Below are 15,537 nucleotides of genomic sequence, written 5' to 3' on the forward strand. Positions count from 1 at the left end.
GATCAGCCTTCCCTGTTCGGGTCGTTGGCGCGCTCGTCCAGGGCGGCGGCCAATCGGGCGATGGTGTGGTGGCGCAGTGCCGTCGGCAGATCCAGGGCGATTCCCGCCCGGCGTGCCGCCACCAGCAGCGGCGGCACGAGCAGCGAGTCCCCGCCCAGGTCGCGGAAGTCGTCGTGGATGCCGGCCCGTTCGAGGCCGAGCACCCCGGCCCACACGTCGGCGAGCCGCTGCTCGGTCGGGGTGCGCGGCGGGGCGTAGGGGTGGACGGCGGCCGCGGTCGCCGCGCGTTCCGCGAGGGCTTCGCGGTCACGCTTGCCGTGCGTGGTGAGCGGGAGCGCGGCGACGGCCGTCACGGTGGCCGGGACCAGGGCCGCGGGCAGCACCGTGCGCAGCCGGTCGCGGAGTGCGGCGACCTCCACCTCGTGTCCGTCCGAGGGCACCACCCAGGCCGCGAGGCGCCGGCCGCCGTCGGCCGCCGGCACCGCGGTGACCAGGGCGTCCCGTACGGCCGGGTCGGCGGTGAGCGCGGCCTCGGCGTCACCGGGCTCGACCCGGTGACCGCGGATCTTGACCTGCTGGTCGGCGCGCCCGGCGAACTCCAGGGTGCCGTCGGCGAGCCGGCGGGCCAGGTCGCCGGTGCGGTACAGACGGGTGCCGGGCAGGCCGTAGGGGTCGGGCACGAAGGCGAGGGCGGTGAGGTCCGGGCGGCCGGTGTAGCCGCGGGCGAGTCCGTCGCCGCCGAGCCAGACCTCGCCGGTGACGCCGTCGGGCACGGGCCGCAGTGTGCTGTCGAGGATGCGGACCAGGACGCCGGGCAGCGCCGAGCCGAGCGGGACGAGCGTGCGCCCGGACCGGGCCCGCACCCGTGCGAAGGTCGCGGCGACGGTGGCCTCGGTCGGCCCGTACTCGGCGGCCAGCTCCATGCCATGTGTGTCGTCCGGACCCCGGGACGCTCCGGCCGGTGTCCCGCCCGCGGCCCGGATCCGCGCGGCGACCCGCTCGGCCTGGGCGGTCGGGTAGGCGTCGCCCGCGCACACCGCGAGCGCGGCCAGTCCGGCCAGCTCACGGTCGCTCAACTGGTGTTCCAGCAGGGCGAGGTGGCCCGGCGTCAGGCCGACGAAGGAGTACGGCGCACGGCTCAGCAGCAGCGGTCCGAAGTCGGCGGTCTCGTACAGCTGAGGCAGCACGTGCACCGGCTGCCCGGCCATCAGCGGCGCGTACAGCGCCGGCATCCCGAGGTCGAACCCGACCGGGGTGAACCAGGGCGCTCCCCCGTTCCCGGCGGCCGCGTACTCGCGCACGGCCCAGTCGAGGTAGTGGGCGAGTGCCCGGTGGGACACCTCGACGCCCTTGGGGGTGCCGGTGGAGCCGGAGGTGTGCAGGACGTAGGCGAGCCGGTCCGGGTCGTGCCGCAGGCCGAGCGGCGAGCCGTCGCCGTCGTGGGCCGCCTCCTCGGCGAGCACCAGCCCGCGGGCGGGCAGCCGGTCCGCGTACGACCCCTGCGTGACGGCCAGTTCGATGCGCGCCGTGGCGATGCGCGCGTCGGGGGTGCACGGGTCGACCGGCACCTGGACGGCGCCCGCCTTCCACACCCCGAGCAGCGCGGCGACCAGGTCGGGGCCGCGGTCCAGGAGCACCGCGACACGGGTCTCCGCGCGGGCACCGAGGGCGCGCAGCCGGCGGGCGATGCGGTTGGCGCGGGCGTCGAGGTCGCCGTAGGACACCGTGCAGCCGGTGCCGTGCAGGGCGGTCGCCCAGGGGGTACGGGCGGCCTGTGCCTCGAAGGCGGCCAGGGTGTCCGCCGGGGTGTCGGGGTGCGGCAGCGCGGGCGCCTTGAGGCGGGCGCGTTCGTGGGCGTCCGGGAAGGCGCCGGTGCTGTCGCCGTCGGCGCCCGCGCGGGACATCTCGGCGAGCACGGCCGCGTACAGCCTCAGCAGCCGGTCGGCGGCGGCGCGGGAGAGGGTGCGGGTGCGGGAGGCGAGGGAGAGGTGGCCGCGCACGGGGGTGCCGACCACGACCGGGAACTCGTTGGGGCTGTCGTCCCGGCTGGCCATGATGTCGATGAGGTCGGTGTCGACCTGGTGGAAGTCCAGATAGTGGAAGAGGACGTCGATCAGGTGCCGTTCGCCGCCGGGCACCCGCATGGCGGGCATCGGGAAGCGCCGGTGCGGCCACAGTTCGACCTCGTGCGCGAACACCTGCCGGGCCAGGTCGCCCCAGGTGCGGGCATCGCGCTCGTAGGGGAAGGGCACCGAGTTGAGGTACATGCCGGAGACGGTCTCGGCGCCGGCCTGTTCGGGCCGGGCGTCGGCGACCATGCCGCCGCGGAACGCCCGCGCCGGCGTGAGCAGCGACAGCACCTTGCTGTGCGCGGCGTGCAGCACGCTCTTGTACGGCACCTCGGCCGCTGTCGCCAGCGCCCGCAGTCCCGGCTCCAGTTCGTCGAGCGGGAGGTCGAGGCGGTAGCGCTCGTCGGGGCCCTCGGGGTCACCGGCCCAGCCCGCGGGCACGGTGAACTTCTCGTACCCCTCGACGATCCCTCGCCAGTGGTCCTGGTCGGCGGGGTCGGCGAGGGAGCGCAGTTCGGCGGCGATGAAGTCGGCGTAGCGGACGGCCGGCCGGGGCGGCGCGGGCGCGGGTTCGCGGCCCTGGCGGAGGTCGTTGTAGGCGCGCAGGAGCTCCATGAGCTGGGAGTGGTAGCTCCAGCCCTCGATGACGGGGTGGCATTCGGTGATGGACAGCCACCAGCTCTCGTCGTCGAGCAGATGCACCGCCATCCGCATCAGCGGCCCACGGGTCAGGTCGAAGAGTTCGGTCCGGTCGCGGTCGGCGAACTCCCAGAGGGCCGACCGGCGTCGGGCCTCGGGCAGCTGCCGCAGGTCCACGTGGACGAACGGCATCCGGGCGGCCGCGTGGACCAGTTGCAGGGGCTCGGAGCAGCCGGAGAGCGCGAAGGAGGTGCGCATCACCTCGTGCCGCTCGGTGATCAGGTCGCAGGCGCGGCGGAAGGCGTCCGGGTCGAAGGGCAGCTCGTCGCGGATCCGGAATGAGGTGATGTTGTGGTAGCGGTTCTCGCCGCTGCCGCCGTGCATCTCGATCAGCATCCCGGCCTGGATGCGGGAGATCGGGTAGGCGTCGGTGACGTCGGCGGGCAGCGCGGCCCGGTCGGCGGCGCCGATCATGGCGAACGGCTCGACCGGTACGAAGGCGCCCGCGCCGTGGGAGCCGGTGCGGGGCACGGCGGCGCGCAGCCGGGCCACGGTGCGGTGCTCGAAGACGTCCCGCACGCTGGTCTCCCAGCCGGCCGCGCGCAGCGCGCCGACCAGGGCGACCGCGCGCAGCGAGTCCCCGCCCAGATCGAAGAAGTTGTCGTGCACCCCGACCATGTCCAGGCCGAGCACCTCGGCCCAGACGGCGGCCATCGCCCGCTCGTCTTCGTCGCGGGCCCCGACGTGCTCGCCCACGGCGGTCGCGGCCCTCCCCGGGGCCGGCAGGGCACGCCGGTCGAGCTTGCCGTTGCCGGTCAGCGGCAGCGCCTCCAGCCGCAGGTAAGCGGTGGGCACCATGTACGGCGGCAGGGTCTCGCCGAGCCTGTCCCGCAGCGCGGCCGGGGCGAGGGACTCCTCGTCGGCGCCCTCGGCGGGCACCAGGTAGGCGATGAGCTGCTGGTCGCCCGGGGTGTCCTCGCGGACCAGCGCGACGGCCTCGGCGACGGACGGGTGCGCGGTGAGGGCGGTCTCGATCTCGCCGGGTTCGATGCGGTAGCCGCGCAGCTTGACCTGGTGGTCGACGCGGGCGAGGAAGTCGAGGTTGCCGTCGGGCAGCACCCGGGCCACGTCCCCCGTGCGGTAGAGACGGGCGCCGGGCGGGCCGTAGGGGTCGGGCAGGAAGCGTTCGGCGGTGAGGCCGGGGCGGCCGGCGTAGCCGCGGGCGAGCCCGATGCCGCCGATCCACACCTCGCCGGGTACACCGACGGGCAGCGGGCGCAGCCGCTCGTCGAGGACGTACATGGTGGTGTGCGGGACGGCCCGCCCGATGGAGACCAGTTCGGTGGCCACGGGCCCGTCGAGGAAATACGCCGAGTTGCCGACGGTGATCTCGGTGGGCCCGTACTCGGCGGCGAGCCGGGTGCCGTGCGGCCCGGCCGCCGTCGCCCACCGCTCCGCGAGCCGCGCGGTGAAGGAGTCGCCGGCCGCGACGACCAGCCCGGCCAGCGCCCCGATCCGCTCGTCGGGCAGCTGCTGGGTGAGCAGGTGCAGATGCCCGGGTGTGAGCTTGATGAAGGCGTACGGGCCCCCCGCCGCGAGGTGCGCGCCGAGGTCGGCGGTGTCGAGGTCCTGCGGCAGCAGATGCACGGCCTGCCCGGTCATCAGCGGTGCGTACAGGTCGGGCACGCCGAGGTCGAAGGCGACCGACGAGAACAGCGGCGCTCCCCCGGTGCCGGCGCTCGCGTAGGCCTGCACGGTCCAGCCGAGGTAGTTGGCGAGCCCCCGGTGGGTGATCTGCACGCCCTTGGGCCTGCCGGTGGAGCCCGAGGTGTAGATGACGTAGGCGAGCCCGTCGAGATCGTGGGTGTGCGGGAGCACTGCGTCGGCGGCCTCGATCTCTCTGCGCTCGGCGGGGTCGTCGACGACGATCCGGCGCACGTCACGGAAGCGTTCGGCGTGCCGCGACTCGGTGACCACGAGGGCGGTGGCGGTCTGGTCGAGCATGTAGGCGATGCGATGGTCCGGGTAGGCCGGGTCGATCGGCACATAGGCCGCTCCGGCCCGCCAGATGCCGAGGAGTACGGCGACCAGGTCGGGGCTGCGGTCGAGCAGGACGCCGACGGTGGACTCGGGACCGGCCCCGAGGGCGGCCAGCCGGCGGGCGAACCGGTCGGCGCGGGCGTCGAGTTCGGCGTAGCCGACGGTGGTGTCCGCGTACCGGATCGCGACGGCGTCCGGGGTGAGGGTCATCTGTGCGCCGATGGTCTCGATCACCGGGCGCAGGGCGGTGAGGTCCAGGGGGCGGTCGGTGCCGACGGGCTCGGCCGGGCCGTCGAGGAGCAGGGCCCGCTCGGCGGCGGAGAGGAAGTCCAGGTCGGCCACCGGGCTGCCGGGCGCCTCGGCGATCGCGGCGAGCAGGGCGCTGTAGTGCGCGGTGATGCGCTCGGCCGTGGCGGTGTCGAAGAGGGCGGTGGCGTACTCCAGGCTGCCGTGCAGCGAGCCGTCGGCGCGCTCGGCCAGATGCAGGGTCAGGTCGAAGCGGGCGATCCGGCCGGTCGCGGGCACCTGGGCGGCCGTGACCGCGGGGAGTGCGAGGCCGCCCTGGCCCTCGCCGGTGACGAGGTCGAACATCACCTGGAAGACGGGGGTGGTGGACAGGTCCCGGTCGGGTTCCAGCGCGTCGGCGATCCGGTCGAACGGGGTGTCCTGGTGGTCGAAGGCGTCCAGGACGGCGCCCCGGCCGGCGGCGAGGAAGTCCCGGAAGGACACCTCGGGACGCCAGCTCGCCCGCAGCGCGAGCGTGTTGTAGGCGTATCCGGCCATGCGCCGCAGCTCGGGCCGGGTGCGGGCGCTGGCGGCGCTGCCGACGCACACGTCGGTCTTCCCGGCGTACCGGCCGAGCAGCAGCTGCCAGGCGCCGAGCAGGGCCATGAAGGGGGTCGCGCCGGTCTCCCGGGCCAGGGCCCGCACCCGGTCGGCGACGGCGGCGTCGACGTCGAATCCGACGGCGGCTCCGCCCCCGTCCCGTACGGCGGGCCTGGGCCGGTCGGTGGGCAGCCCGAGCGGGCCGGTGCCGGCCAGCCGCTCCCGCCACCAGTCCAGGCCGCGCTCAGCGGCGGGCCCGGTGTGCCGCTCGGCCAGCCAGGCCGCGTAGTCGGCGTACTGCACGGGCGGCGCGGCCGGCTCGGCGGCGGGGTCGTGGCCCGCGACGGCGGCCGTGTAGAGGGCCGACAGGTCCTCCAGGAGCAGCGGGCGGGTCATCGCGTCGCAGGCGATGTGGTGGACCACCGCCACCAGCACGTGGTCGTCGGCGCCGAGCCTCAGCAGCCGTACCCGCAAGGGGTGTTGGGTCGCGAGGTCGAAGGGGCGCGCGGCCTCGGCCTCGGTGAAGGCGACGGCTGCGGCGTCGCGGTCCGCGAAGCTGCCGTCGGCGAGGCCCGCGGCACGGGGCCCCGCGGCCTCGCGCTCGGCGAGACCGGCGGCCACCGCACCCGCACTCCCGACGCCGGCGGCGGCCCGGCCCGCGGACCCCGGCCCCGTACCCGCACGCCCGACGGCGCCGGCGGCACCGTCCTCCTGCCCCGCCACCGTCTCATCGGCGACGGGCGCGGTCCCCCGGTCGCCGGCCTCCAGCACGGCGAAGTCGGCCGGTCCCGCCGGGTCGATCGCCTGGCGGGGCTCGGTGCCGTCGAGGACATAGCGGGTGCGCAGGATCTCGTGGCGGGCGGCGAGGGCGTCGACGGCCCGGCGCAGGGCGTCCGGGTCGAGGTCGCCGCGCAGCCGGTACGCCATGGGCAGCAGGTACTCCGGGCTGTCCGGGTCGAGCTGGTGCAGGAACCACAGCTGGCGCTGGCCCGGGGACAGCGGCAGCGGCCTGGTGCGGTCGGCGGGCGGGATCGCGGTCGGCTGCGGCCGGGCGGCACCCTTGCGGGCGGCGAGCCGACGGCGCAGCAGTTCGGCCCGCAGCTCTTCCTCGGTGGGCGCGGTGGGTGCGGTCACGGCTGCAACTCCCGGTGAGCATGGGCCAGTTCGGCCTCGGTGAGCGATTCGATCTCGGCGCGTACGGCCTCTTCGACGGCGGTGGCGAGGCCCTGCACGGTGGGCCGCTCGAACACGGCTCTGAGCGGCAGCTCCACGTCGAACTCCTCCTGGATGCGCGCGATGACCCTGGCCGCCTTCACGGAGTTGCCGCCGATCCGGAAGAAGCCCTGGCGGGCGCCGACCCGGCGGGTGGCGGCGGGGCCGTACAGCTCCTCGGCCCAGATCTCGGCCAGCGCCTCCTCCACCGGGCCCTCGGGCGGGGTGTACGGCTCGTCGGCGAGGGCCGCGGTCAGGTCCGGCACCGGCAGCGCGGCGGTGTCGACCTTGTTGTGGCGGGTGAGCGGCAGCCGCTCCATGCGGACCAGCAGCGCGGGCAGCATGTAGTCGGGCAGCCGCCGGGCGCTGTGGTCGAGCAGCTCGCTCTCGGCGGGCCCCTCGGTGCCCGGCGCGGGCGTGAAGTAGCCGACCAGCGCGGCCTCGGAGCCGCCCGTGTGGACGATGACGAAGGCCTGGCCGACCGCCGGGTGCTCGGTGAGCACCGCCTGCACCTCGCCGGTCTCCACACGCCGGCCGCGGATCTTGACCTGGCCGTCGGCGCGCCCGGCGAACTCCAGCGTGCCGTCGGGCCGCATCCGCGCCCGGTCGCCGGTGCGGTAGAGGCGCGCGCCGGGGGCGCCGTACGGGTCGGGCACGAACGCGGCCGCGGTCAGTGCGGGCCGGGCGTGGTAGCCGAGGGCCAGTCCGGCGCCGCCGACGCACAGTTCACCGGTGACGCCGTACGGCACGGGCCGCAGGCCGGCGTCGAGGACGTGGGCGGTGACATGCGGGTAGGGGTGGCCGACGGGGACCGCCGTGGCGGTGTCGTCGGCGTCCCAGCGGGTCGCGGCGATGGTGGTCTCGGTGAGCCCGTACTCGTTGATGAACCGCATCAGACGGCGCGACAGCTCGCGGGCGAGCACGGGCGGGCAGGGCTCGCCGCCGGTCTGGCCCACGACCGGGCGGTGGCCGAGGCCCGCGTCGATCAGCATCTGCCAGTGCGCCGGCGCCACTTGGAGGTGGCTGACCTCGTGCCGGTCCATGAGCCGCAGCTGCGCCGCGTGGTCGTGCTGCTCCCGCTCCCGTGCGAGCACGACGCGGCCGCCGGCCACCAGCGGCATGAACAGCTCGGTGCAGGAGATGTCGAAGGTGACCTGGGCGAGTGCCAGCCAGGCGTCGTCCGGCCCCTGCCCGAAGTCGAGGTGGGCCTGGGAGGCGCGCAGCATGGCGAGCAGCGAGCGGTGGGCGACGGCGACGCCCTTGGGGCGGCCGGTGGAGCCCGAGGTGTACATGATGTAGGCGAGGCGGTCGGGATCGTCGCACGACTCCGGTACGGCGGCCGCGGCGGCGCCTTCGAAGCCCGCGTCCACGGCGAGTACGGCCGCCTCGTGGTGCCCCGCCAGCCGCTCCGCACCCGCGGCGTCGGTGACGAGCACCTGTGCGCCGGAGTCGGCGAGGACATGGAGGGTGCGCTCGTCGGGGGCGGCCGGGTCCAGCGGCACGTAGGCCGCGCCCGCCTTCCAGGCGCCCAGGAACGCGGCCACCAGGTCCGGGCCGCGGCCCAGCATGACCGCGACCACCGTGTCGGGACCGGCGCCCAGCCCCCGCAGCCGGGCGGCGAACTCCTCGGCACGGCGCTCCAGCCGGGCGTACGTCCAGCTCTCGTCGCCGCACACCAGCGCGGTGTCGTGCGGTGCCCGGCGGGCCGAGGCCGCCATCGCGGCGTGCACGGTGGTGCCGGCGGCGGTGTGCGCGCCCGGTTCCGGCCTGCCCCGGCCGTTCGCGAGCAGTTCGGCCCGCAGCGGCGCCGGCAGGATGTCGGCCTCGCGCAGCCGGCGCGCCGGGTCGTCCGTGACCGACTCCAGCAGCCGGACCCAGCAGTCGGTGAGGCGCTCGACGGTGGACGCGTCGAACAGGGCGGTGGCGTACTCGGCGAGACCGAGCAGCGAGCCGTCGGGTTGCCGCTGGAGCACCAGGGTGAGGTCGGTGCGGGCGGTGCGCCAGGCGCCACGGAAGGCGTCCGCGTCGGCGGCGCCGACCGCGGTGCCGGTGCGCCCCTCCTCGTGCAGGTCGAACATCACCTGGTAGAGCGGGGTGCGGGCCGGGTCGCGGGCGTGGTCGAACTCCTCCACCAGCCGGTCGAAGGGCAGCTCCGAGTGGGCGAAGGCCGCACGGGCGGTGTCGCGCACCCGCACCAGTGCCTCCCGGAACGGTGTGTCGGCGGCCGCGTCGCAGCGCAGCACCAGCGTGTTCAGGAAGTAGCCGGCCACGTCGGCGGCTTCGGGTCCGGACCGGCCTGCGACGGGCACTCCGACCGGGACGTCCCAGCTGCCGGTGCAGCGGGCGACCAGCGCGGCGAAGGCGGTGAGCAGGGTCTGCTGCAGGGTGGCCCCGCAGCTGCGGCCCAGGGCGGCGGCACGCTCGGCGAGCGGGGCCGGCACGGTGAAGACATGGGCTCTGCCTGCCGCGTCGCGGGTGGCCGGGCGGGGCCGGTCGGCGGGCAGCTCGACCGGCACGATGCCGTCCAGCGTCCGCTTCCAGTACTCCAGTTCGGTGGCGACGAAGTCCTCGGTGAGGCGGCGGCGCCGGTGCACGGCGTGGTCGGCGTACTGCACCGGCAGCGCGGGCAGCCGGGCGTCGGTGCCGGTGTGGACGGCCTCGGCGAGCGCCCTGAGGTCGCGTTCCAGGACGACGGAGGACCAGCCGTCGCAGGCGATGTGGTGGATGCTGAGGACGACGGTGAGCGTGCCGCGCCCGCGCACCGCGAGGGCCCGGCGCACCGGCCCGTGCGCCAGGTCGAAGGGGAGCGTGAACTCCTCGGCGACCAGGGCGTTCAGTTCCCCGGCGGTGTCGGCGCGGGCGGTGCGCAGCTCCCACTGGGCGGGCAGGTCGGCGATCTGTACGGGTTCGGCGCCCCTGAGGGCGTAGCGGGTGCGCAGGATCTCGTGCCGCTCGGCGAGCGCGGTCAGCGCCCGGCTCAGGGTGGAGTCGTCGTAGACGGCGGGCAGTGTGAGGAAGACGGGTGCGTTCCATTCGGCGCTGCCGGGGCGGAGCCGGTCCAGCAGCCACATGCCCTGCTGGCCCGGGGAGAGCGGCAGCCCGTGCGGGTCGCGCGGCACGGGCCCGACGGGCTCGTCGGCGGCCGGTCCGGCGCCCTCGGTCCGGGACATGAGCAGGTCGGCCTGCTGCTCCACGGTGGTCGCGGTGAGCAGGGCCGTCGCCGGGATGGTGCGGCCCGCGGCCTGGGAGAGGCCGGCGGCGAGCTTGTTGAGCATCAGGGACGAGCCGCCGAGCTGGAAGAAGTCGTGCAGTGCGCCGATCTCGTCGGCCGGGGTGCCGGTCAGCCGCGCCCACTCCTCGGCCACCGCCCGCTCGGCGGGGGTGCGCACGGGCACGTGCGCGGTGTCGGCGGACGGGTCGGCGGGGTCCGGGAGCGCGGACCGGTCGATCTTGCCGTTGGGGGTGAGCGGGAACTCGGTGACCGGGACGTAGGCGGTCGGCACCAGCGGGTCGGGCAGCGAGCGGCGCAGGAAGGCCCGCAGCTCCTGCGGGCGCAGTGCCTCGCCGCGGGACTGCACCCAGGCGACCAGGCGGTAGCCGCCGGAGCCGTCCGGTACGGCGGCGGCGACGGCGGCCCGCACCCACGGGTGGGCGGCGAGCGCGGCCTCGACCTCGCCGGGCTCGATGCGTACGCCGTTGACCTTGACCTGGTGGTCGAGGCGGCCCAGGTACTCCAGGGTGCCGTCGGCCCGCCAGCGCACCCGGTCGCCGGTGCGGTAGAGGCGCTCGCCGGGGCGGTGCGGGTCGGGCACGAAGCGCTCGGCGCTCTGGCCGGGGCGGCCGAGGTAGCCGAGGGCGAGTCCGACACCGCCGGCGTGCAGCTCGCCGGGGACGCCGACCGGGACGGGCCGGCCCACCGTGTCGAGCACGACCACCCGCATGTTGCCGATGGGCCGCCCGATCGGCACCGCTCCGGTGTCCTGGGCCGGGTCCCAGCGGTGCTCGGTGATGTCGACGGACGCCTCGGTGGGCCCGTAGGTGTTCCAGATCTCGGCGTCCGGGGCCCGTTCGCCGAGCGCCCGGCACAGTTCGGCGTGCAGCGGCTCACCCGCGCTGAACAGCAGGCGCAGGCCGTCGGCCCGCTCCCACCCCGGCTCCTCGACGAGCCGCCGGTACAGGGAGGGCACCCCCTGCAGGATCGTTACGCCGCTGTCGGCCACCGTTCGCAGCAGCGCCGCCGGGTCGCGCTCGGCACCCTCGGGCGCGAGGACGACCGCACCTCCGCGGACGAGCGGGGCGTACAGCTCCAGTCCGGCCGCGTCGAAGCCGACCGTGGTCTTCAGCAGCATGCGGTCGGCGGCGCCGAGCCGGTGGCGGTGGGCCAGCCAGCGCACCCGGTTGGCGATGCCGCCGTGCGGCACCAGGACGCCCTTGGGGCGGCCGGTGGAACCGGAGGTGTGCAGCACATAGGCGGGCCGGTCGCCGTCGGCGGCGAACTCCACGCTCTCGTACGGCCCTTCGCGGTCCACGGACTCCATGGCGATCCGGTGCCGGACAGACCCGGGCAGCCGGTCCTCGGTGGCGCGCTCGGTGAGCACGACCGGGTGGGCGGTGTCCTCCAGCACGGCCTCCAGACGGGCCGCCGGGTGCTGCGGGTCCAGCGGCACGTACGCGCCGCCCGCCTGCCACACCCCGAGCAGCGCGGCGAGCAGCTGCGGGCTGCGCCGCAGGCACACGCCGACGAAGTCGCCGGGTCGCACCCCGGCCGCCCGCAGCCGGGCCGCGATGCGCCCGGCCAGCTCGGCCAGCTCGGCGTAACGGACGGCGCTGCCGTCGGGGCACAGCACGGCGGGCGCGTCCGGGGTGCGCACGGCCTGGGCCGTGAACAGCGCGGGGAGCAACAGACGGCCGGGGACGCGTCCCGACTTCGCAGGCTCGTTCACGATCTCTCCTCCATCGGGATCTTCGGGATCTGCATCGGCTCGGCGGTGCGGGTGTGGGAACAGACGGCGCGCCGGCGCGAGATGCGGCGGCTCAGGCCGCCGTCGACTCGGCCTCGGCCGTCCGGCGGCGCAGACTCAGCGGCCGCATGTCGGTCCACACGGTGTCGATACGCGCCAGGCACTCCTCGCGGGAGCCCTCGGTGCCCTCGGCGTGCCAGCCGGCCGGCAGCGGACGGTCGGCCCACCAGATCGAGTACTGCTCCTCGTCGTTGAGCACCACGCGGTACACGGCGTCGTCGGTCGTCTGTTCGGCCATGGGACGTCCCTTCTGTGCGGTCAGGTGTGGCCCATGGTCGAACCCAGCGCTATTACTGCCGTATCGGGCATCTATACGCCCCCGCGTACGCCCCCTTGCGCGATCCGTCGCGGGCACGGCGAAGGGCCCCCGACGCCGGTGACGGCATCGGGGGCCCGGGGCGGGACGCGGTCAGGCGGCGCTGTCGCCGGGCACGTCCTCGTACAGGCTCCGCTCGACGTCGTGCGCGAGGATCCAGGACACGTCGGCCGCCTGGTCCCGTACGCCCTTGCCGGGGGCCCGGCCGCCCCGCGAGCCCAGCTGCACCCGCGTGGTGTGCGGCCGGCGGACCGCCTCGTACCGGGCCAGCGCGGCGGCGATGCCGTCCCCGCCGGGCCCGGACTCGGCGAGGCAGACGGCGAGCGCGACGCCGTCCTCGACGGCCTGGTTGGCGCCCTGCCCGTGATGCGGCAGCATCGGGTGGGCCGCGTCGCCCAGCAGCGTGGTGCGGGCGGTGCTCCAGCGCCGCAGCGGGGCCCGGTCGTACAGCGCCCAGCGCCGCACGTCCCGCGCCGCGGCGACGAGGTCGCGCACCTGCGGCGCCCATCCGTCGAGCACGGCGTCGAGGTCGGCGCGGTCGGCGGCACCGGTCCAGGACTCGGCGAGCCCCTCCGGTGCCGGCACGACCACGACATAGGTGAACTGCCGCCCACCGCTCACCGGATACACCAGGACGCGTGCCGCGGGCCCGGCGAACATGTACATCAGCGCGGGGTCCAGCCCGGGTACGTCGGCCGCGTCCACCAGGCCGCGCAGCGCGCTGTTGCCCGAGTAGAGGGGCTGTTCGTCCCCGGCGAGCGGGCGCCGCACCACCGAGTGCACCCCGTCCGCGCCCACCAGTGCGGAGGCCCGGGTCGCGGTGCCGTCGGCGAAGCGCAGGGTGACGCCCTTGCGGCTCTCCTCGTACCCGACCAGCTCGCGCCCCGTGTGCACCCGCGCGGCGGGCAGCAGGGAGGCCAGCATCCGGTGCAGGTCGCCCCGGTGCACGGTGCAGTAGGGCGCCCCGAACGCGTGTTCCCAGGCCGCGCCCATCTCCTGCCGGGTCACCAGCGAGCCGTCGTGGAAGGCCCGCACCTCCAGCGCCCGAGGCCGGACGGCGAAGCGCTCCAGTTCGCCCGCGAGTCCGAGCCGCTGCAGCAGCCGGGTGCCGTTGGGCCCCAGGTGCATGCCGACGCCCTGTTCACGCAGGGTGTCGCCGCGCTCGTAGACGTGTACGTCGATGCCCCGCCGGTGCAGAGCCGCGGCGGCGGCGAGGCCGCCGATCCCGGCGCCGGTCACCGCGATCGTGGTGGTCGTCATCATCGCTGGTCCCAGGCGTTCTCGAAGGTCTCGAAGGAGTCGTACGACTCGTCGAGGGCGAAGGAGTCGTCGAAGGTGCCCGAGTCGCCGAGCGCGAGGAGGGCGTCCAGGTCGGCGGCGCCGGCCAGTTCCACGTCCGCGATCCGCGTGTCCGGGTCCCGCACGGCGGCCGCGAGCAGCCGTTCGTAGCCGTCCGCGAGCCGCTCCACGCTCGCCCGGTCCAGCACGTCGGTGTCGTAGGAGAAGACGGCGGTGACGCCGTCGGGCGTCTGCTCGATGCGCAGCAGCAGGTCGAGCTGGCCCTCCTGTTGCGGTACGTCGATGAGGGCGATGTCTAGGCCGGCGCAGGCGATGGACGGGCCGACGGCCGCGCCCGGCGGGACGTTGGGCACGGGCGGCACCATGCGGTCCATCTGGACCAGGAACAGTGCCGCCCGGAACAGGACGGTGTCCGGGAAGGCGAGTCCGCAGGGGTAGCGCACCGTGAGCATGCCCCGCATGACCCGCTCGCCCGCCTGTGTGGCGGCCGAACGGAACGTGCTGTCGGGACCGAACTCGGCCCGCACGGGCATGGTGTTGAGGAAGCAGCCGATCAGGTCCCGCTGCCCGCGTCCGGAGCGCGCGGAGGCGGGCACGCCCAGCAGGAAGTCGTCCTGGCCGCTCCAGCGGTGGGTGAGGGACTGGAACACGGCGAGCAGATAGGCGAACGGGGTCACGCCCGCGGCGCCCGCGGCCGGGCCGAGCCCTTCGGCCGACTCCGGCGCGAGCCGTCGTACGACCGTGTCGCCGCGCAGGGACCGCACCCGCGGCCGGGGCCGGTCCAGCGGCAGTTCGGCGGGGGCCGATCCGCTCACCGCGGTCCGCCACTCCTCGGCGGCCGCGAGACCCGCCTCGGAGGCGGTGTAGCGCAGTTCCTCGGCCGCGTACTCGCTGTACGACGAGGTCAGCGGGCGCCAGGCGGGTGCGGTGCCGGTCGCGTGTGCCGCGTAGGCGTCCAGGACGTCACGGACCAGCAGCCAGCGCGAGGTGAAGTCGCTGACGATGTGGTGGGCGCAGGTGACCAGCGCCCAGTCGTCGTCGGCCCGCCGCAGCAGCACGACCCGGAACGTGCCCGCCTCCAGCCGGAACGGCCGGGCCCCGGCCTCCTCGGCGGCCCGGAACAGCCCGGTCTCGTCGGTTCCGTCCAGGTCACGGAACTCCAGCCGGATAACGGGCTGTTCGGCGGCCACGCGGACCGGACGGCCGTCCTGCTCGGTGAAGACGGAGCGCAGCAGCTCCTGCCGCTCGCCGACCGAGGCGACGGCCGCGTCCATGGCGGCCGGGTCGACCCGGCCGCGCAGCCTGAGCGGCATCACGATGTTGTAGGCGGCGCTGTCCGGGGCGATGCGGTACGCCGTCCACATCGATTCCTGGATCGTGGTGAGCGGCAGCGCCCGTACGGCGGTGCTCATCCGCAGCCTCCCGCGTGGCTCAGGTCGGACGCACGGCCCGCGACGACGGTGAGGTCGGCGGCGTCCGGGCCGGGCGCCTCGTCCCGCCGGTCGAAGGAGGCGACGAAGTCGGCCACCCGGTCCAGGCCCCAGTAGGGCTCCGAGCCGTTGATGAAGTACGGCACCCCGAACACCCCGTCGCGCACGACGTCCAGCAGCGCCTTCGCGCCCTGGGCGCGCAGCGCGGGGTCGTCGGTGTCGGCGGCCTCGAAGCCGAGTTCGGCGGCGAGTTCGGCGACGGTGGCCGGGTCGCACAGGTCACGGCCCTCCAGCCAGCGGGCCCGGCCGGCCCGTTCCACCCAGGCCTGGCCGAGCCCGTGCCGCTCGGCGACGAACCAGGTCAGGTGCGCGGGCTCCCACCACGGCTCGGCATCCACCGGCCAGGTCAGATCCAGGCCGCGAGCGGTCGCCAGCCGGCGTACGTCGCGCAGGATGTAGAACTGCTTGGCCCGTGACATGGGCGTGTACGGGAACTCGGCCCCGGCCTCGGCGAGCAGCTTCCCGCTGGTCTCGTCGGGCTCCCAGAAGGGCCGCCACTCCAGCCGGTCGAGCAGCTCGGGGCGGTGGGCGCGCAGCGCGCGCAGGGCGAAGAAGTTGTAGGGGCTGCGCAGGTTGAAGTAGAAACGCGGCGGCCTGGCGACGCGTGCCATGGCTGATTCCTTCCG

6 protein-coding genes are annotated in these 15,537 nt (G+C 75.5%); all 6 read right to left on the reverse strand.

Features of this window, described 5'->3' with window-relative positions:
* Positions 1–2: 2 nt before the first annotated feature.
* The 6 genes from ACIRU3_RS30595 to ACIRU3_RS30620 all read right to left on the reverse strand — a co-directional run bounded on the left by ACIRU3_RS30595 (position 3) and on the right by ACIRU3_RS30620 (position 15,522).
* Entirely contained in the window at positions 3–6,707 is a 6,705-nt protein-coding gene (locus ACIRU3_RS30595; RefSeq protein ID WP_404062887.1) for an amino acid adenylation domain-containing protein, read from the reverse strand.
* The gene (locus tag ACIRU3_RS30600) at positions 6,704–11,728 is read right to left on the reverse strand and encodes an amino acid adenylation domain-containing protein (RefSeq protein WP_404062890.1); all 5,025 of its coding nucleotides are present in this window, start codon (positions 11,726–11,728) and stop codon (positions 6,704–6,706) included. The genes ACIRU3_RS30595 and ACIRU3_RS30600 overlap by 4 nt, the downstream gene beginning before the upstream one ends.
* Positions 11,729–11,819: 91 nt before the next feature.
* Complete coding sequence (locus ACIRU3_RS30605) at positions 11,820–12,044, reverse strand: MbtH family protein (protein ID WP_404062893.1); 225 nt, start codon at positions 12,042–12,044, stop codon at positions 11,820–11,822.
* A gap of 171 nt (positions 12,045–12,215) precedes the next feature.
* The gene (locus ACIRU3_RS30610; protein ID WP_404062895.1) at positions 12,216–13,385 is read right to left on the reverse strand and encodes an FAD-dependent monooxygenase; all 1,170 of its coding nucleotides are present in this window, start codon (positions 13,383–13,385) and stop codon (positions 12,216–12,218) included.
* Positions 13,382–14,833: a condensation domain-containing protein gene (locus ACIRU3_RS30615; RefSeq protein WP_404062898.1), complete on the reverse strand. Its 1,452-nt coding sequence runs from the start codon at positions 14,831–14,833 to the stop codon at positions 13,382–13,384. The genes ACIRU3_RS30610 and ACIRU3_RS30615 overlap by 4 nt, the downstream gene beginning before the upstream one ends.
* Positions 14,830–15,522, reverse strand: coding sequence for a 2-hydroxychromene-2-carboxylate isomerase (locus ACIRU3_RS30620; protein WP_404062901.1), 693 nt, complete (start codon positions 15,520–15,522; stop codon positions 14,830–14,832). Before ACIRU3_RS30620 ends, ACIRU3_RS30615 begins: the two co-directional genes overlap by 4 nt.
* Between the last annotated feature and the right edge of the window lie 15 nt (positions 15,523–15,537).

Origin of the sequence: Streptomyces sp. NPDC101151, from assembly GCF_044768335.1 — a bacterium.
In the GTDB taxonomy this organism is placed as follows: domain Bacteria; phylum Actinomycetota; class Actinomycetes; order Streptomycetales; family Streptomycetaceae; genus Streptomyces.